This is a genomic window from Vibrio sp. V23_P3S9T160, assembly GCF_963886625.1.
Lineage (GTDB): Bacteria > Pseudomonadota > Gammaproteobacteria > Enterobacterales > Vibrionaceae > Vibrio > Vibrio anguillarum.
This window is the reverse complement of record NZ_CAWPDB010000121.1, coordinates 16,573-34,522: the sequence shown is the minus strand read 5'-3', so window position 1 is coordinate 34,522 and position 17,950 is coordinate 16,573. Positions and strand designations below refer to the sequence as shown.

15 protein-coding genes are annotated in these 17,950 nt (G+C 45.9%); 10 read left to right on the top strand and 5 right to left on the bottom strand.

Translation table 11 applies throughout. The features are described from left to right. Nucleotides 1–297: 297 nt before the first annotated feature. Nucleotides 298–2,295 (top strand): glycogen debranching protein GlgX, encoded by a 1,998-nt coding sequence (glgX, locus tag AACU59_RS09215; RefSeq protein WP_013868345.1) that lies wholly within the window; start codon nt 298–300, stop codon nt 2,293–2,295. A 99-nt stretch (nt 2,296–2,394) separates the two neighbouring features. Here the strand turns inward: glgX and ulaG are convergent, their stop codons facing one another. After that, entirely contained in the window at nt 2,395–3,462 is a 1,068-nt protein-coding gene (ulaG, locus tag AACU59_RS09210) for an L-ascorbate 6-phosphate lactonase (protein WP_013868344.1), read from the bottom strand. Between the two features lie 123 nt (nt 3,463–3,585). Continuing rightward, nucleotides 3,586–4,341 carry an HTH-type transcriptional regulator UlaR gene (ulaR, locus tag AACU59_RS09205; RefSeq protein WP_094124630.1) on the bottom strand — a complete coding sequence of 252 codons (756 nt, stop codon included), beginning with the start codon at nt 4,339–4,341 and terminating at the stop codon, nt 3,586–3,588. A 390-nt stretch (nt 4,342–4,731) separates the two neighbouring features. Between ulaR and AACU59_RS09200 the strand changes: the two genes are divergently transcribed. The 7 genes from AACU59_RS09200 to AACU59_RS09170 all read left to right on the top strand — a co-directional run bounded on the left by AACU59_RS09200 (nt 4,732) and on the right by AACU59_RS09170 (nt 10,744). After that, nucleotides 4,732–6,492 (top strand): PTS ascorbate-specific subunit IIBC, encoded by a 1,761-nt coding sequence (locus AACU59_RS09200; protein WP_026028425.1) that lies wholly within the window; start codon nt 4,732–4,734, stop codon nt 6,490–6,492. An 88-nt stretch (nt 6,493–6,580) separates the two neighbouring features. After that, nucleotides 6,581–7,063 (top strand): PTS sugar transporter subunit IIA, encoded by a 483-nt coding sequence (locus AACU59_RS09195; RefSeq protein ID WP_010316860.1) that lies wholly within the window; start codon nt 6,581–6,583, stop codon nt 7,061–7,063. 7 nt (nt 7,064–7,070) lie between these two features. Continuing rightward, nucleotides 7,071–7,763 carry an L-ribulose-5-phosphate 4-epimerase gene (locus tag AACU59_RS09190; protein ID WP_019282360.1) on the top strand — a complete coding sequence of 231 codons (693 nt, stop codon included), beginning with the start codon at nt 7,071–7,073 and terminating at the stop codon, nt 7,761–7,763. A 5-nt stretch (nt 7,764–7,768) separates the two neighbouring features. Then, entirely contained in the window at nt 7,769–8,590 is an 822-nt protein-coding gene (locus AACU59_RS09185; protein ID WP_017048132.1) for a pyridoxal phosphatase, read from the top strand. Nucleotides 8,591–8,595: 5 nt separating this feature from the next. Then, nucleotides 8,596–9,243, top strand: coding sequence for a 3-keto-L-gulonate-6-phosphate decarboxylase UlaD (locus AACU59_RS09180; protein ID WP_094145636.1), 648 nt, complete (start codon nt 8,596–8,598; stop codon nt 9,241–9,243). Nucleotides 9,244–9,251: 8 nt separating this feature from the next. After that, nucleotides 9,252–10,133, top strand: coding sequence for an L-ribulose-5-phosphate 3-epimerase (locus tag AACU59_RS09175; protein ID WP_094145637.1), 882 nt, complete (start codon nt 9,252–9,254; stop codon nt 10,131–10,133). 188 nt (nt 10,134–10,321) lie between these two features. Beyond that, nucleotides 10,322–10,744: a hypothetical protein gene (locus AACU59_RS09170; RefSeq protein WP_010316849.1), complete on the top strand. Its 423-nt coding sequence runs from the start codon at nt 10,322–10,324 to the stop codon at nt 10,742–10,744. Between the two features lie 34 nt (nt 10,745–10,778). On the opposite strand, the gene AACU59_RS09165 is transcribed toward AACU59_RS09170, so the two are convergent. Next, complete coding sequence (locus AACU59_RS09165) at nt 10,779–11,750, bottom strand: arginine deiminase-related protein (RefSeq protein ID WP_094145638.1); 972 nt, start codon at nt 11,748–11,750, stop codon at nt 10,779–10,781. A gap of 511 nt (nt 11,751–12,261) precedes the next feature. Here AACU59_RS09165 and AACU59_RS09160 point away from each other — a divergent pair. Next, complete coding sequence (locus AACU59_RS09160; protein ID WP_094145870.1) at nt 12,262–14,106, top strand: ABC transporter ATP-binding protein; 1,845 nt, start codon at nt 12,262–12,264, stop codon at nt 14,104–14,106. Nucleotides 14,107–14,203: 97 nt separating this feature from the next. Continuing rightward, nucleotides 14,204–14,908, top strand: a complete 705-nt coding sequence (locus AACU59_RS09155) for a DUF445 domain-containing protein (protein WP_013868329.1) — start codon at nt 14,204–14,206, stop codon at nt 14,906–14,908. Nucleotides 14,909–14,996: 88 nt separating this feature from the next. Here AACU59_RS09155 and AACU59_RS09150 read toward each other — a convergent pair whose 3' ends face one another. Both AACU59_RS09150 and AACU59_RS09145 read right to left on the bottom strand, forming a co-directional pair. Next, complete coding sequence (locus AACU59_RS09150; RefSeq protein ID WP_094145869.1) at nt 14,997–15,752, bottom strand: phosphatase PAP2 family protein; 756 nt, start codon at nt 15,750–15,752, stop codon at nt 14,997–14,999. Between the two features lie 313 nt (nt 15,753–16,065). Next, complete coding sequence (locus tag AACU59_RS09145; RefSeq protein ID WP_094145868.1) at nt 16,066–17,943, bottom strand: PhoX family protein; 1,878 nt, start codon at nt 17,941–17,943, stop codon at nt 16,066–16,068. Between the last annotated feature and the right edge of the window lie 7 nt (nt 17,944–17,950).

The following is a 17,950-nucleotide window of genomic DNA, read 5'->3' as shown; positions in this document are numbered from 1 at the left end:
CCCCAGTTGTTTCAACGGTGATAAGGTTACTAAAGGCGTAATAGGCTTGCTTCCTCCACCTCAAAGTAATTTAGGGGGGAGGAGAAAGGATGAGTAATTTTATGGTATGGCGTTTTTAAAGCACGGATCACGGATTTCAGGGGGAGGAGATCAGTTAATGGTTATAAAATAGAATACAAAATGCCTTATTGATCACTATTTAGGGCCAATAACATCATTAAAATGAAATAAAATTACATTCAAATTTTATTCATTGGGCGCTTGACCTAATATCAACAAAGCTTTTTACTTAAAGCGATGACGTGCAGCAAAATAACAATTAAAGATGCCCATATGAAATGTACTATTTCTAGCCCTTACCCACTCGGCGCAACCCTTGACAACACAGGTTGCAATTTTGCTATTCATGCTCCAGCAAATAAACAGCTTCTACTCGCTCTGTTTGATCAACAGGGAAGTTTCACCACCCACGAGTTAGAGAATGAATATGCGGGCGTGAAGTACACTCATGTGCCAAACATTAAAGCAGGGCAAAAATACGGTTACCTCATTTTAAATGGTGACGAGCCACACTATATTTCCGACCCCTACGCGAAGGCGATAGATAAAAACTTAGGCTATAAAACACCATTTAGTTCAAAAAAGAGTTTCGAGCTGCCTAAGTGTGTCGTGGTTGACGATCAATTCGATTGGCAATCAACTAAAAAGCCACACATACCTCGCGATAAGACTATTTTGTTTGAGACCCATGTCAAAGGGGTGACCAAACTCAATCCACGTGTGCCTAAAGCAGAACAAGGTACTTATTTAGGCTTAATCAGTGAGGAGATGCTGGAGTTTTATCGCAAGCAAAACATCAACACACTACAGCTACTGCCCATCGCGGCTTGTATGCATGAGCCACATCTATTGGATATGGGCAAAGTCAACTATTGGGGATATAACCCCTACCTGTTTATGGTGCCAGATCCACGTTATGCGCAAAAAGATGCGGTAACGGAACTGAAAACGGCTATCAGAGAACTGCATCGTCACGGAATTGAAGTGATACTGGATGTGGTTTATAACCACTCAGCGGAGGGGGGCGAAGATGGGCCTATTTTCAATTTAAAAGCACTCGACCCTAAATATTATTTAAAACACGGCCAACATTACGCGAATTTTACCGGTTGTGGTAACACCATTGATCTCTCTTATCAACCCGCCCTTAACCTAGTCATGGACACGCTGCGCTACTGGGTTAGCGAATACCAAGTCGATGGTTTTCGTTTTGATTTGGCCGCAACGCTTGGAAGAAATGGCGATAATTTCAGCCCCGATGCTGCGTTCTTTAAAGCGGTGGCGCAAGATCCAACGTTAAAACGAGTTAAATTGATTGCAGAGCCTTGGGATATCGGTCCAAACGGTTACCAAGTAGGCAATTTTCCTTTCGGTTGGAATGAATGTAACGACAAATTACGTGATATCACACGCAGCTTCTGGCGCGGCGATCAAGGCTATTTAAAAGAGTTCGCCACACGCTTAATGGGCTCGCGCGACTTGTACAGTGCCGCCAACTGGCCCTACAAACTGACCGTCAATTACATCACTTATCATGATGGCTTCACCATGCAAGATTTGGTGTCATACAAGCATAAGCACAATGAAGCGAATGGTGAACAAAACCGAGATGGTCACGGTGACAATCGCTCCGACAACTATGGTGTCGAAGGCGAAACCGAGAACATGGTGATAAAAGCAACCCGCGAAAAGCAAAAACGCAATATGATGGCGAGCTTACTTTTTGCTTTTGGCATTCCTCATATTCTCACCGCGGATGTGCTTTCTCATACTCAGCAAGGTAATAACAACGCTTATTGCCAAGACAATGAGATCAGTTGGCTTGACTGGAACATGACCGAACGCAAAAGCTACTTCAAACATTGGTTGAGTCAAATGGTGGCGGCAAGACACCTTTATATGGTGCCCTTTATTCGTGCTTTTAGTGGTGAGGAACGTAATGCCAACCGCGTATTCTGGCGACGCGTAGATGGCACACTGATGGAACATGATGATTGGAACCGCTTAAGTTCTGTGGCATTGCAGATGGGCATTGGATCGGATGGGGCTGAAATGCTCTATTTGATCAACCAAACCAACGCACCCGCTCGTTTTACTCTACCTAAAGATCGTAACCAAAACTGGGAAGTGATATGCGATACCAATTTACGTAACGTACAACCCGGCCATGCAGAAGGGGAGTTGTTGCAATCGCCCATATCAATGACAATTTTGCACTACCAACCTGAAGTATAAAATCAAGCGATGCACATCGCTTGATAAGCAAAGAGATTGCCAATAAACAAAGAGGCCCAATTGGCCTCTTTCTCTTCTCTAATTTTTGCTTTCAGAACATTACAAGAATGCTTTGAAAGGCAGCTCTGGTTCATCGACAAAAATATCTTTAAAGCCTCTGAAATGCTGGTAATGCATACGTCCTTTGTCGGTTGGGTAAGTGTATTTACCACCCACTTGCCAAAAGAATGGCGCAAAGCCGTATTGCAGACGATCTTTTTTCATTTGCCACAATACTTCAATTTCACGCGGGTCATTTTGGAAGTTAGCCCAAATATCGTGATGGAATGGGATCACCACTTCACAATCTAACGCCTCGCCTGCGCGCAAAATATCAGATGCAGTCAGCTTATCTGTAATGCCTCGTGGGTTTTCACCGTATGAGAGCAGCGCCACATCAATCTTGTAGTCATTACCATGCTTGGCATAGTAGTTCGAATAATGCGAATCACCTGAATGGTAGATTGAGCCACCGGAGGTTTCCAATAAGTAGTTGACCGCGCGATCATCCATACCATCAAGAATCCCCTTATCATAAGATGAAACACCTTTAGGCAGCGTAATCAACGCAGTGCGATCAAAAGAGTCCAGTACTCGGATACTGATATCGCCGACTTCAATGCAATCACCCACTTTCGCCACAATGCAGCGCTCACTCGGTACTCCCCAGCCTTGCCACAGGTCAACGCAAGCTTGTGGCCCAATAAATTTCACATGCTCACCACAGTTTTGCAGCACAGCTGCTGCGACATTAATATCGATATGATCAGCGTGATCATGCGTCGCCAGTACCGCATCAATCTCTTTGATGCCAAATGGGTCCAACACAAAAGGAGACGTTCTTAAATTGGGTTGCAGTTCACGCACGCCCCCCATACGCATCATCTGATGCTGTTGATTCATCAAGGCATTCTTTTGCGTTTTCTTACCCGTCCCACACCAAAAATCGATCGAAAGATTGGTATTCCCGGCACTTTTTAGCCAAATGCCTGTACAACCAAGCCACCACATAGCAAAGGTGTTGGCTTCCACTTCGGTCTTTTCTATCTCTTCATTCAGCCAAGTTCCCCACTCAGGAAACGTACTGAGAACCCATGAATCGCGTGTGATTTCATCAATTTTACTCATAGCAACACCTTTTATTTCACAATCAGTTAGACAAATTTTGGATGTAGGGAGCCAAGCGTCTTAACCAAAGGTGAAGACACTGAGCCTGTGTTTATTATTAGAATGTGTAGAGCGAAGTGCTTTCTATACCAGAATCACTTCTGTCCCCTGCTGTTGTAGCGCTTGGATAACTTGCGGATCGGCGGCTTTGCCAGTGATAACAATATCAACCTTGCTGGCGGGGCAAAATAGCATGCCCGTACGCTGCCCAACTTTAGAACTATCCACTACCACCACTAACTTACCGATTTGCTCTAGCATCTGTTGCTCGGCAACGGCGGTGAGCATATCGGTTTTGTATAGGCCATTTTCCGTCAGCCCTTTGCCACTGGTGAACATCCAATGTCCGGCATAACCACCTAACGAATCAGGGGCGGGGTTGAGGAAAATGTTTTGTGCTTTGTTGTACTGCCCACCAATGATGATCACATCGTCGTGATCTTCATTGATAAGATAACTGGCCAGTGGGAAATAGTTAGTCACGATTTGAACATCTTGACCACACAACTCTTTACCGAGCAAGAAGGCGGTCGAACCACAGTTAATTACCACACTGTCACCTGGATTGCAGAGCTTAGCCGCAGCCATGGCAATCTGTGATTTTTCATGGAAATGATCCGTACTGTCGATATTTAACGGCGTCCACGCTCGCTTTCTAATCTCTAAACGTTCAGCACCATTGCGAACTTTCTTTAGCTTACCTAGCTCATCTAACTTAGAAATATCGCGGCGTGCCGTTGCTGGTGACACGTTAAATTTCTCAATAATATGCGTGACGTTGATGGTGTGCATATTGTCTAGCAAAGACAGTATCTCGTTATGTCTTTGTACTTCGTTCATGGTTATCACCTTATCTTTTCATCAAGTGATTACTTGGTGATTATTTATGATTTGTTTTGATTCTATTTCTCATCCATCACAATGTCAAACACTGGACGAACAAAACTTCCCTCTCGCTCACAATAAAACCTAACCAATTGATTTTATTTGAAATAAAATTTTAACTGTGACTTGAGTATCAAATAATGTCTCCATTTGGCGAAGAAATTGATAAAAATCAAAATAATCACAAATGAGCATTGAATGATTACTTTTGATTGGTAAAGTCTATTTCGTGAGCAAAACAGGATTGAAATCGGCATCACCTTGCTGATTCACTCTGACCTACACCCAGCTTCGAGTAAGACGGGAATACACATAACGATAAATAGAGAATCAAGGGGTAAAGATATGCAGTTCATCTACGATATCTTCTACATTTTTTATAGCCAAGTAATGACTAAAGCACCTTTGCTGCTGGGCTTAGTCACCCTTATCGGTTACTGGTTATTAAGAAGAGATACCACCACCATCATTAAAGGGTCGATCAAAACCATCGTCGGCTTTATGTTGGTACAAGTGGGTGCAGGAACCTTAGTGGCAGGCTTTAAGCCTGTGATTGAGAAATTATCGGAATATCATGGTTTAACTGGCTCGGTTATCGACCCGTACACCTCAATGATGGCCACCATGGAAATCATGGGGGATGATTATTCTTGGGTTGGTTATACCGTACTACTGGCACTGGCGATCAACATCTTGCTCGTTTTGCTGCGCCGCTACACAGGCATTCGCACCATCATGCTAACGGGGCATATTATGTTCCAACAAGCAGGGTTAATTGCGGTGTTCTACCTTGTGCTGGGCGCAAGCATGTGGGAAACCATCCTTTATTCGGCTGTTTTGATGGCGCTCTACTGGTCTATCTCCTCCAACATTATGTTCAAACCCACCGAAGCCGTCACGGGTGGAGCCGGTTTCTCCATCGGCCACCAGCAACAAGTCGCGTCTTGGATTGCAGTTAAGATTGCCCCCAAATTGGGCGATAAAAACGAAAGTGTCGACCACCTTGAGCTGCCTAAATGGTTGCACATTTTCCACGACAGCATTGCCGCAACCGCGATTGTGATGACGCTATTTTTCGGCATTATTTTGCTCTCATTTGGTCTAGACAACCTGCAAGCAATGGCGGGAAAAACCCATTGGTCTATCTACATTCTGGAAACTGGCCTTAAATTTGCGGTAGCGATTCAAGTTATCGTAGCGGGTGTGCGTATGTTCGTTGCCGAACTGTCTGAAGCCTTTAAAGGTATCTCAGAGCGCGTCATTCCTAACGCGGTTTTAGCCATTGACTGCGCCGCTATCTACGCGTTCTCACCTAACGCCATGGTGTTTGGTTTTATGTGGGGCGCGATTGGTCAATTTACGGCGGTGCTGGCCATGCTCGCTTTTGATGCACCGATCATGATCATTCCCGGCTTTATCCCGATGTTCTTCTCCAACGCGACCATTGGTGTTTTTGCCAACCACTTTGGCGGCTGGCGCGCGGTCATGAAGATCTGTTTTGTGATGGGTATCATCGAAGTCGTTGGCTCAGCATGGGCCATTCACATCTTCAACCAATACGGCACCGAATTCAGTGGCTGGATGGGCATGGCCGACTGGGCGCTAGTCTTCCCGCCAATCATGCAAGGCTTATCCGTCTCAAAACTGTTCTTCTTTGTGCTGATTGCATTGGCTGGTGTGTACATGTTCTTCGCCTCTAAAAAACTGCGTGAAGAGGAAGATGCACAAGGTTTGGTGAACATCAGTGACGATCCAGAAGTCATCGCCGCCGTCGAACAAGCACTGAAAGTCAGTGATGGCGTGCGCCCGGTCAGCATTTTAGCCGTGTGTGGCAATGGGCAAGGCTCCTCAATGATGATGAAGATGAAAATCGGTAAGTATCTGGAGAAAAAAGGCATTCCACACGTGATGGATTCCTGCGCAGTGTCTGATTATAAATCTAAGCTCGCCACCACCGACATCATCGTCTCATCAAAACATCTCTCTGGTGAGATGGAGCCCGGAGAAGGCAAGTTTGTGCTCGGCGTACAAAACATGCTGAATCCGAACTCTTTTGGTGATGAGCTGCTCGATATCATCGATAAAAACTTTGTCACTTTGAAATAGCTATTACTACAAAACGATAAGTACAAAAACGATAGGTACAAAAACAATAGGTGCCAGACGCACTGGCACCCACTCTGGAGATAGAACCATGGGACTGAAACAATCACTGATCGACAATGATTCCATCCAATTAAATGCCCAGGCGAGCACTTGGCAAGAGGCGATCAAAATTGGTACGGATAGGCTGATCAAATCAGGAGCCATCCACCCCTGCTATCACGATGCCATCATCAGCAGCGTTGAACAATTAGGCCCGTATATCGTCATCGCGCCGAATCTTGCCCTGCCTCATGCTCGTCCTGAAAATGGCGTGATCAGAACCGCCTTTGCTTTAGTGACGCTGCAAACGCCTGTCTATTTTGACGGCGAAGATGAACCGGTCGATGTGCTGATCACCTTGGCTGGTAGCTCGTCTGATCAGCATATGGAAGGATTAATGGAAGTAACCCAAGTGCTGGATGATGAAGAGAGCGAGACAGGCGTTGATCTCGATAAACTGCGCCGTTGTCGTACCGCGCAGGATGTTTACCAAGTGATTGATCAAGCGTTAGCGGCGCAATTGGTCGAGTGAGGATGTCATGTATAGCGAACTAAAACAGCGAGTATTTGCGGCAAATCTTAAGCTTCCCCAATACGGTTTAGTCACTTTTACTTGGGGTAATGTGTCAGAAATAGACCGCGAGAAGGGCGTCATCGCCATCAAACCTTCTGGCGTGGAATACGATGTAATGAAAGTTGATGACATGGTGATCGTTGATCTTAACGGCGCGATTGTGGAAGGCACACTTAATCCATCCAGTGATACCGCCACTCACCTCGAACTCTATAAAGCTTATCCAGAGATTGGCGGCGTGGTACACACCCATTCGCGCAGTGCCACTATTTGGGCGCAAGCGGGCATTGACATTCCTGCTTTAGGAACCACTCACGCCGATTATTTTTACGGTGACATCCCCTGCACACGCAAACTTTCTTGCGATGAAATCGCTGGCCAATATGAGAAAAATACCGGCCTTGTGATCATCGAAGAGTTCAAACATCGTCACATTGATCCGATGGCAGTGCCAAGTGTGATTGTCGCCGGGCATGCTCCTTTCTCTTGGGGCAAAGATGCTAACGATGCGGTTCATAACGCTGTCGTCTTGGAAGAGATTTCCGCCATGGCGCTGGCAACTCGTTCACTCAACAGTGGCATCAAGATTCAACCGGAATTATCCGATAAACACTATCAACGTAAGCATGGTGATAACGCTTACTACGGCCAAAGGTAGCGGCTATGTATAAAGTTCTCGCGCTCGACCTTGATGGCACGGTGTTGACTGATGAACACACCATTCATCCTCAGCTAAAGCAGGCGATTCAACAAGCGCAGCAACACTGCCACGTGGTGATCGTGACTGGCCGTCACCACACGGCGGCTAAACCCTATTATCAAGAATTGGGGCTCACAACCCCCATCATCTGCTGCAACGGCACTTATGTGTATGACTACCAAAATGAAAAAGTGCTCAAGCACAATGCCATCACCAAACACGATGCATTGACCTTTCTTGCACTGGCTAAAGAATTTCAAATGAAACTGGTGATGTATGTGACCGACGCGATGACCTATTCCAAGCGTAGCCCAATCGCCTACATGCAAGCGTTAGAAAAATGGGCCAACCAGTATCCACCGACGGCACAGCCCAAAATCGAGCAAATTGACTCGTTTCGTCACCGCGTCGAGCAAGAAACGTTTATTTGGAAATTTGTGGTTGAAGGGCTACCGAGTTCCGTTGAACGCCTTGCCCAACAAGCTTGGGTACAAGAGACATTCAATGGCGAGCGTTCATGGTCGAATCGCGTCGACTTCGCTGCCAAAGGTAACAGTAAAGGTCAGCGCTTGGCTGAATATGTGCAATCACTTGGCTACCACGCTAATCACGTGTTGGCTGTCGGCGATAACCATAACGACATTTCCATGCTCGACTACGCTGGGCTCGGTGTGGCGATGCTCAATGCCGACGATACGGTGAAATCCCACGCCAAACTGATTTGTACAACCGATAACAATCACGACGGGCTCGCCCGTTTGATCCGTGACAAAATTCAAGGATAACTCTCATGACTAAACCAATGATCCAAATCGCTCTCGACCAAACTGACCTTATTTCTGCCATCGAAGTGGCAAAAAACGTAGCAAGCTTTGTGGATGTCATCGAAGTCGGCACCATCCTCGCCTTTGCTGAAGGCATGAAGGCCGTCAAAACGTTACGCCATAATCACCCTGACCATATTCTAGTGTGTGATATGAAAACCACCGATGGCGGCGCTATTTTGGCGCGGATGGCATTTGAAGCTGGCGCAGATTGGATCACCGTTTCTGCCGCAGCGCATATCGCCACCATCAGCGCTTGTAAGAAAGTCGCCGATGAACTGGATGGCGAAATCCAAATCGAAATTTACGGCAACTGGACCTTTGCTGATGCACAAGCGTGGATTGACCTTGGTATCACTCAAGCCATTTATCACCGTTCAAGAGATGCCGAACTGGCCGGTATTGGTTGGACAAGCGAAGATGTTGAGAAGATGCGAACTCTATCCGATATGGGGCTTGAGCTTTCCATCACAGGTGGCATCGTTCCAGAAGATCTCTATTTATTTGAAGGCATTAAGGCCAAAACGTTCATTGCGGGGCGTGCATTGGTCGGTGAAAAAGGTCGCATCACTGCCGAAGCACTACGCAGTCAAATCGATCGTTTTTGGTGCTAGGAGGCCGTATGTATCAACATTTGCCACGCCAACGTATCGGGTTGTATGAAAAAGCGCTCCCCAATCATTTCAGTTGGGAAGAAAAGCTCGCCACAACAAAAGAGCTGGGGTTTGATTTTTTAGAGATATCCGTCGATGAGTCGGATGAACGTCGTCAACGCTTAGACTGGGATGATGCAACCATCTATCAGCTACGAAGATGGTGTGAGCAATACCAAATCCCGCTGCAATCGATGTGCCTAAGTGCACACCGCAAGTTTCCTTTTGGCTCGTCAGACCCCGCCATTAGAGAGCAAGCCATTCTGCACATGGAGAAAGCAATTACCTTAGCTTACAAACTGGGCATTCGCACCATCCAACTCGCAGGCTATGATGTCTATTACGAACCCGCTAATAAAGAAACTCATCAACGTTTCATTGAAGGCATGCAGCTTGCCGCCAAATTGGCCGAGCGTGCTGGCGTGATGCTGGCAGTGGAGATCATGGATACCAGCTATCTTAATTCACTGAGCAAGTTCGAAATACTAAAGCGGGAAGTACCCTCCCCCTATTTTATGGCGTATCCAGATGTAGGCAACATTTCAGGTTGGAACTACGATGTGTGTACTGAATTGGCACTTGGTATGCCACACATTACTCAGATCCACCTTAAAGATACCCATTGCGTATCCTCTAGTTCCACGGGCCAATTTCGAGATTTGGTAATTGGTGAAGGAGAAGTCAATTTCGATGCTATTTCCCAAACGCTGAAAGAGGCAAACTGTGTTGTACCTATGGTGATCGAAATGTGGGCGCAAGATGAACATTGGAAACACAATATTCGTGTTGCGCAGCATCGGCTAAATCAAGCCTGCGATGCCGCTGATTCGCCTCGTTTATTCAACCTATAGCTCATTTATTCAATCTATAAATTGTGCTCGGGTGCATCTTTTATGCATCCTTCATCCTCATATTGGATAATGCCGCGCCCTCTCCCCCGTGAGCGCGGTAGCTTTTCTTGGCAAATATTGACATCACCAACACAATCGCGCAGAGTTGCTTTTTGATAACGCCCCGATGCATAACACTCTGAGAACCAATGAAATTACTTCACTTACAACTCTTCTGGTATGAAAAGCATCACACCCTTTTAGAAATGGAAGCGCTCCCTACGCTCACCCCAACCCAAGAGCAAGCGCTGGCAGAATGGGTTAAGTGTCGACGCAAAATATTAAGCTTTGAAGCTCACCAACATACTTGGGTAAAAGTGAATGTAGACGGTTTTTCTTCCGCTTTGCATTTAAAGCCTAATGGCACGTTGGTCGAGCGAGATCTGTTTGGTGAAAAAACACTGCAAGGATTATGGAAAGTCATCGACGGTTTCTTATTTATCAAAGTGATCAGTGGTGAATTTATTGTCGAATATCAGATTGTTGGCAATAACGAACACAGCATTCACTGCGGTATTGAGTACATCAACGGCCGAGTCAGTACCTACAGCAAATTTATTCAAACCAAATGAGAGTTTCCGAACCATTCCCTTGAAGCACTCGATATTAGCCAGTCGTAGGAAGAAAAATCTCACCGAGCATACATCTCACCGAACCACCGCCAATATCCTCAATGGTCTTCACATTACACGGCAGTAACTTACCGTGACTGGCCAGCTGTGCACGCTGCGCCGGCGAAAAGGCATCAAACGCCGATTGCGACATAGCGATCACTTTATCTCCTGCCGCCGTTTCCAATTGTAAAATGTTGCCGCAGAAACCGTTCATCTGCTCAAGTGAAATTGAGATGATCTGCTTATCTTTGGCCAGTGATTTAACCACAAAACGACGTTCAAACTCCGGAATCACTTCATCGCAAATCACGCAGAATGCTTCACCAACCGCCATCATCACATTGGTGTGATAAACCGGTTGGCCTGAAGGCAACGCCGTTTGAAAAGAGACCACGCGATCATAACCGATACGTTTGGCGTACTCCTCTAACACTTCACGGTCGCAGCGCTGTGACAACGCCGAATAGATGGTTCGATTAAGGTGATCCATCACCATCACACCGGTGCTTTCAAGATAAGCCTGCTGGTCTTGATACGCGAGCAACGAATCTTGCGCCAATACCTTGCGGCCTGACAAAGTAAGGGCTTCAACCAACGCTTGTGGGCGCACTTCTTGCTGTCGATTTTTACAAGCCATCGGAAAGATAAACAAGGTTCCCTCTGGCGTAGTGCTAAACCAGTTATTGGGAAAGACGGCATCTGGCGTTTCCACTTCAGATAATGGGTAATCAAACTCCACTACTTGTACGCCTTCGAGACGCAGTGTCTCAACCATGCTTTGATATTCGGCCATGGCTTGGATGCGAACTTGTTCGGTACTCAATGCAACTTGGTGTTGAAATTCATTATCTTGCGCCGTTTGAGCGTTAAATTTGAACTCTTTTGGCGGCACCATTACGACACAATTGGCATTTTGCACCGTATTCACGGCTGGCTGTGTGATCACTTGCTCCTGCAACATCATAGAAACTTTCCCTTCTACTCACTTTAGGCCAATTGTAAGCATAATGTTAAAATAACATTGACTGAATTTTGGGTTATTTCATCGAATAACTCCTATTAATTACTGAGAAAACTACTTTTCACATTAAAAATTACGGCAAAATCTCCATCACACCTAAAAATATTCACCCTTATTCAAAAAATATTCACAGTAAAAACTCACTTAAAAGTAGCGCAACTCGTTTATGGTTCTCTTATCGTCGATAACGATATTTAACTCACTTCACTTTTTCACCCGATGGACGTTACTGACCATTCGAGCCGATGCTTGCTGCATTGACCACAGTATTAATCAGGCGCCGTTTTCTAGAGCCAAGCGCGAAAAGTAATCCGCCACTTATGTTGTGATTTCGTTATACTTCTGTTCGGCTTACTCCATCATTTGCTCCTCTTATAGGAGTTCAACGTTAGATTCTCGCGTTCTAGGCTTTTGGTCTCTCATACTTTAGCGAGAATTGGCATAAGGATTTTCGATGTATAAAAAATTTGAAAGCTTTACCCAAGCTTTTCCCAAAGAGGAACCCAAACAGCCTCCTGCGACCTTATGGGCATTTTGTCGTTACTACACGCGCGGCTTTGAAAAACCACTCATGTTAATGGCGTTAATCAGCACGTTAATTGCCGTTGTTGAAGTATCACTGTTCGGTTTTATGGGCCAACTGGTGGATTGGCTCTCATCCAGTAACCCAGAGACTTTCCTAACTGAGAACCGAGACACCTTGATCGGTTTATCTATTTTAGTACTCGTGATCATGCCACTTTTGATTGGCATCTATTCACTGTTGATCCACCAAACTATGCTCGGCAATTATCCCATGTCGATCCGTTGGTTAGCGCACCGTTATCTGCTCAAACAAAGCCTCTCTTTTTACCAAGATGACTTTGCGGGAAGAATTGCCACTAAAGTGATGCAAACGGCGTTATCCATCCGCGAAACCGTGATGAAGACCTTGGATGTGTTTGTCTATGTGTCAGTCTATTTCACTGCGATTGTGGTGATGTTGGCGCAAGCAGACTGGCGTTTAATGGTGCCGATGCTCGTCTGGCTCGCGGCCTACATTTGCATTCAACTTCACTTTGTACCACAGCTTAAAAAAGTGGCATCAGAACAAGCCGATGCTCGCTCAACCATGACAGGGCGCATTGTCGATAGCTACACCAATATTGCCACAGTCAAATTGTTCTCACACACCCGCCGAGAAACCGACTATGCCGAACAAGGCATGGAGAGCTTTTTAGACACGGTTCACCGCCAAATGCGTTTAGTGACTGGCTTTAACCTGTGCGTTGAACTCGCCAATTATATTTTGGTGTTCGTGATTGCGGCGACTTCGATTTATCTATGGATGCAGAGTGCCATCAGTATTGGTGCAATCGCGATTGCGATCAGCCTTTCATTGCGCATTAATGGCATGTCGAAATGGATCATGTGGGAAGTCGGTGCACTCTTTGAAAACATGGGCACAGTCGTGGATGGCATGAAAACCCTCTCGAAACCGATCACCATTGAAGATAAACCCAACGCAAAACCGTTGCAGGTTGCACAAGGTGGCATCGAATTTGATGACGTGAGTTTCCACTATGGCGAGAATAAAGGCGTTATTAACCATTTAAACCTGACCATTAAACCGGGTGAAAAAGTGGGTTTAGTAGGGCGTTCTGGCGCTGGAAAATCGACTTTAGTCAATTTACTGCTTCGTTTTCATGATGTTGAAGGTGGGCAAATTCGCATCGATGGGCAAGCGATCAATGAGGTCACCCAAGATTCATTGCGCAGCAAAATTGGTATGGTGACGCAAGATACTTCACTGCTGCATCGCTCGATCCGCGATAACATTTTGTATGGCAACCCTGATGCAAGTGAGGAACAACTGCTGCAAGCCACCCGACAGGCACACGCGCATGAGTTTATCGAAACACTCACCGACCCATTTGGTAACCTAGGTTATGATGCGCAAGTGGGCGAGCGCGGCGTAAAACTGTCTGGCGGCCAGCGCCAGCGAATTGCTATTTCCCGCGTGCTGTTAAAAGATGCGCCACTATTGGTACTCGACGAAGCCACATCCGCACTCGACTCCGAAGTGGAAGCGGCAATTCAAGAGAGCTTAAATGAGCTGATGCAAGGCAAAACCGTGATTGCCATTGCTCACCGTTTATCAACCATTGCCGCAATGGACAGGTTGATCGTACTCGATAAAGGTAACGTCGTTGAGCAAGGCACACACCAAGAGTTGATCGCTCAAAACGGCATTTATGCACACCTATGGGCGCACCAAACAGGTGGCTTTATCGGTTGCGACGACATTGAGATTACTTAATGGTTTATCAACGGAGTTTGCGCTCCGTTGATGCTTCCACAATTCACTCTTTTTCCTTAGAATTCGCCCATTCCCTTTATTTAACTAGATTTGGATTATGAACAAGAGCTTACTCACTAATATCATTGCGCTAGCGCTCCTTGCTGCGGGCTATCAACTGGATAACACTATTGCGCTGTATGCGGGCTTATTTGCCTTCTCTGGCGCAATCACCAACTGGCTTGCGATTCACATGCTGTTTGAAAAAGTGCCAGGACTATATGGCTCGGGTGTGATACCTGCTCGCTTTGAAGAGTTCAAAACCGCAATCAAGAGCCTGATGATGGAGCAATTTTTCACTCAGTCCAATATTGACCGCTTCCTCAGTAAAGAGATGACGGGCAGTAAAACGTTGGATCTTGAGCCTGTGATTGCCAAAGTTGACTTCAACCCAACCTTTGATTCTTTGGTCGAAGTGATTGCAAACTCTCCATTTGGCGGCATGCTGGCGATGTTTGGTGGAACCGACGCGCTACAACCACTCAAGCAACCGTTTGTCGAAAAAATGCAGCAATCTATGATTGATATCAGCCAAAGCGATAGCGTTAAACAAGCGCTCAAAGAGCAGTTAGAAGCTCCTGAGATGATTGAAGAGATCACCGCTAACATCGAAAACATCATCGATCAACGTCTCAATGAACTCACGCCTAAATTGGTGAAAGAGATGGTACAGAAGATGATTAAACAGCACCTTGGCTGGTTGGTTGTTTGGGGTGGAGTATTCGGTGGTTTGATTGGTGTAGCTTCCTCCTTCTTTGCCTGATTGCCGTTACTTATGTGATTGTAAAATATGATTATAAAAAGCCAGCACGTTTAAATGTGCTGGCTTTTTTATGATGGCTTGTGACCCGTTAACAGAGATGAAGACGCGTTAATAGTGGCTTTAATTTAGGGTGATCTAAAGGGTACACTTTGGGTATCACAAGGTAAATCATGCTGACAAACAGCAAGGAGCCGTATAAATCAACCGGACGATGCATCCCTAACCATAAGCGGCTAAAGGCGACTCCACAGGCCCAAAGCAATAGACCCGCTGCAAAAACATAGCGCTTTTGTTCAATAAACAGACCACCAAAGAAAGCCAGACAAATAGCAGCGAAGATCGTATGGCCAGAAGGAAATGAATAGTCCTTTTCACCCTGCCAATGACGTAAGCGCCAGTCACTGACTTGGGTTGCGATGTCGGTCATCACACTTTCTTTTTGTAATTCACTCAATTTATAAAAATGCGCAGGGTTTGGGATAAGTAACTCATACGTCATTAATTCGGTGTATGGACGAGGGCTCTCTGTCAGATGTTTTAAACCCGTTTTGGCAGCCATACCAATCACCAATAACAAGCCAATTTGAATAATGCGGTTAAACAGTTCAATGCGGGAAGTCGCTGTCCGTGTTGCCAAAAAAGCCAACAAAGCAAAGGTAAAGCCAAAACCTTGCCAACCAGCCGAATCGGTTAAATAGGTAAAAAATGCACCGACGCCATCGCTCACTGGTGTGGTCAAATCAATCGAAGACCCAACCAATGAGATGGGAACTAACAGCAACGAGAACAAGGCTAAGAGTACTAAGCCCGATTTTTTGATTTGGATTTGCTTTTTCACGCTCAATAGACACCGCTGGATTATTGAAGATCAACATAATAACGGACGACACGCAAAGAACGTATCAAGCAATTGTCAATTTGAGGGAAAATAATCGCCCAGACCTCACCCTTTTTACTTATTTTCCTGACACAAAGAATTCATACATAATGTGTAGGAAAGGCAAACCAGACCATGTTCTGCCTAACCGAAACAACGTCTTCTTTCGTGCAAGATAGGAGACTCCAAGACCGTGAATGGATGATGGCAACAGCGTTGACCGACAGCAGGAATGCTAAAAAGGGAGCCGCAGCTCCCTTCAGCGGAAAATGATCAGGGCTTATGCGCCAATCACGCCGCCGTCTTCACGAGTGATCATCATAATGGTCGAACGCGGCTTGGTGGTTCCACCGTATGGGAAATGCGATGGCGCTTCATCTTCCCCAGGGTGTTGAACGCCAACAAACATGGTTTTTTGATCCGGTGAAAAAGTTAACCCGGTTATTTCACAAGCAATCGGCCCAGTTAGGAAACGTTTTACTTCACCAGTAATTGGATCCCCGCACAACATTTGGTTGTTGCCTTGCCCGGCAAAATCCCCTTTGTTGGAATAGTTGCCATCGGTTTGAATCCACAAGCGACCCGCTTTGTCAAAACCGATACCATCTGGGCTGTTGAACATGTTGTCTGCTGAGATATTGTCGCTGCCCGCATAGAGATCGCCTTTATGTACCGTTGGGTTGCCCGCAATCAAGTACAGATCCCATGCAAACACAGTGCTAGTGTGATCCTCATTGGCTGGCATCCAGCGCAGAATCTGGCCATAGTTATTCTTAGCGCGAGGGTTAGGACCACCAACAGGTTGCCCCTCTTTACCTCGGTTTTTATTGTTGGTCAGTGTACAGAACACGTGCTTATTATCAGGGTGAATCGCAACCCATTCAGGACGATCCATTGTCGTAGCACCCACTTGAGTCGCTGCGCGGCGAGCAAAAATCATCACTTCTGCTTGGTCCTTAAAACCATTTTCTGGCGTTAAACCATTTTTACCAAAGGTCAATTCAAGCCACTTTCCTGAACCTTTCAGCTCTTGCTCATTCATATCAAACTTAGCAACAAAGAGGGTTCCTTCTTCCAATAAGTTGCGATTCGCCGCATCGTTACCAGCTTGGTAGCGATTTTTTGAAACGAATTTGTATAGATGTTCACCGCGTTCATCATCGCCCAGATAGACCACAGCATGACCATCTTTATTGAGTGTAAGCGCCGCATTTTCATGCTTGAAACGACCTAACGCCGTGCGTTTGAGTGGCATCGATGTAGGATCGTTAGGGTCGATTTCTACCACCCAGCCAAAACGGTTTGGCTCATTCGGGTTTTTGGCAACATCAAAACGCTCATCATGTTGGTGCCACTGATAATCACTGGGTTTAGCTTCAACACCATAGCGCTTATGATCAGCGCTGAGCGTTACCGCATTTTGGGTTGTTCCAAAATATCCATTGAAGTTCTCTTCACAGGTAAGATAAGTGCCCCACGGTGTTTGACCATTGGCACAGTTATTCAAGGTTCCAAGCGCTCGCTTACCGGTTGAGTCAGCTTTAGTTTTAAGCAGCGAATGTCCAGCGGCAGGGCCAGTTATGACCATTTCGGTATTCGCCGTAATGCGGCGGTTACGTTGGCCTTGGCGATCAACCTGCCATGCATTATTGCGTTTCACTAGTTCCACAATCGTCACACCATGAGCGGCTTGTGCTTTACGCACATCATCTGCTGTCATCGATTTGCCTTTGTGATCAAACAAGTATTCGTAATTGGTGTATTCATTATTAATCGCAAGCACACCGCGATCATCCGAAATTGGGAAGAAGCTCATGCCATCGGTGTTATCACCAAATTGAAGTTCTTGTGCTCGCGAATCTTGTTTACCACTTTGGTCAAATGCTGGCGCATCAGCAAAAATTGGGTCACCCCATGACATCAATGGCGTCGCTTTGTACCCTTTAGGCACAATGACTTTATCAGCCGTTGATGCTGGAATAGCCTCAAAGTTGAGCAGTGAAGAGCTCGACTTTGCCGCCACAGCTTTAGCCACTGGGTTTAAGGATAAAAATGCACCAGCACTGACTGCCGCACTACTGGCCATAAAACGGCGGCGAGAGAGTCTCGCTTCGATCATTTCACTAAATTGAGACTCTTGCTCTTCACGCTTCCACATGTTTGCT

Excerpts from the sequence above, each read along its gene's own strand:
- glgX (WP_013868345.1), top strand. The coding sequence starts at position 298 with ATGACGTGCAGCAAAATAACAATTAAAGATGCCCATATGAAATGTACT.
- ulaG (WP_013868344.1), bottom strand. The coding sequence starts at position 3,462 with ATGAGTAAAATTGATGAAATCACACGCGATTCATGGGTTCTCAGTACG.
- ulaR (WP_094124630.1), bottom strand. The coding sequence starts at position 4,341 with ATGAACGAAGTACAAAGACATAACGAGATACTGTCTTTGCTAGACAAT.
- AACU59_RS09200 (WP_026028425.1), top strand. The coding sequence starts at position 4,732 with ATGCAGTTCATCTACGATATCTTCTACATTTTTTATAGCCAAGTAATG.
- AACU59_RS09195 (WP_010316860.1), top strand. The coding sequence starts at position 6,581 with ATGGGACTGAAACAATCACTGATCGACAATGATTCCATCCAATTAAAT.
- AACU59_RS09190 (WP_019282360.1), top strand. The coding sequence starts at position 7,071 with ATGTATAGCGAACTAAAACAGCGAGTATTTGCGGCAAATCTTAAGCTT.
- AACU59_RS09185 (WP_017048132.1), top strand. The coding sequence starts at position 7,769 with ATGTATAAAGTTCTCGCGCTCGACCTTGATGGCACGGTGTTGACTGAT.
- AACU59_RS09180 (WP_094145636.1), top strand. The coding sequence starts at position 8,596 with ATGACTAAACCAATGATCCAAATCGCTCTCGACCAAACTGACCTTATT.
- AACU59_RS09175 (WP_094145637.1), top strand. The coding sequence starts at position 9,252 with ATGTATCAACATTTGCCACGCCAACGTATCGGGTTGTATGAAAAAGCG.
- AACU59_RS09170 (WP_010316849.1), top strand. The coding sequence starts at position 10,322 with ATGAAATTACTTCACTTACAACTCTTCTGGTATGAAAAGCATCACACC.
- AACU59_RS09165 (WP_094145638.1), bottom strand. The coding sequence starts at position 11,750 with ATGATGTTGCAGGAGCAAGTGATCACACAGCCAGCCGTGAATACGGTG.
- AACU59_RS09160 (WP_094145870.1), top strand. The coding sequence starts at position 12,262 with ATGTATAAAAAATTTGAAAGCTTTACCCAAGCTTTTCCCAAAGAGGAA.
- AACU59_RS09155 (WP_013868329.1), top strand. The coding sequence starts at position 14,204 with ATGAACAAGAGCTTACTCACTAATATCATTGCGCTAGCGCTCCTTGCT.
- AACU59_RS09145 (WP_094145868.1), bottom strand. The coding sequence starts at position 17,943 with ATGTGGAAGCGTGAAGAGCAAGAGTCTCAATTTAGTGAAATGATCGAA.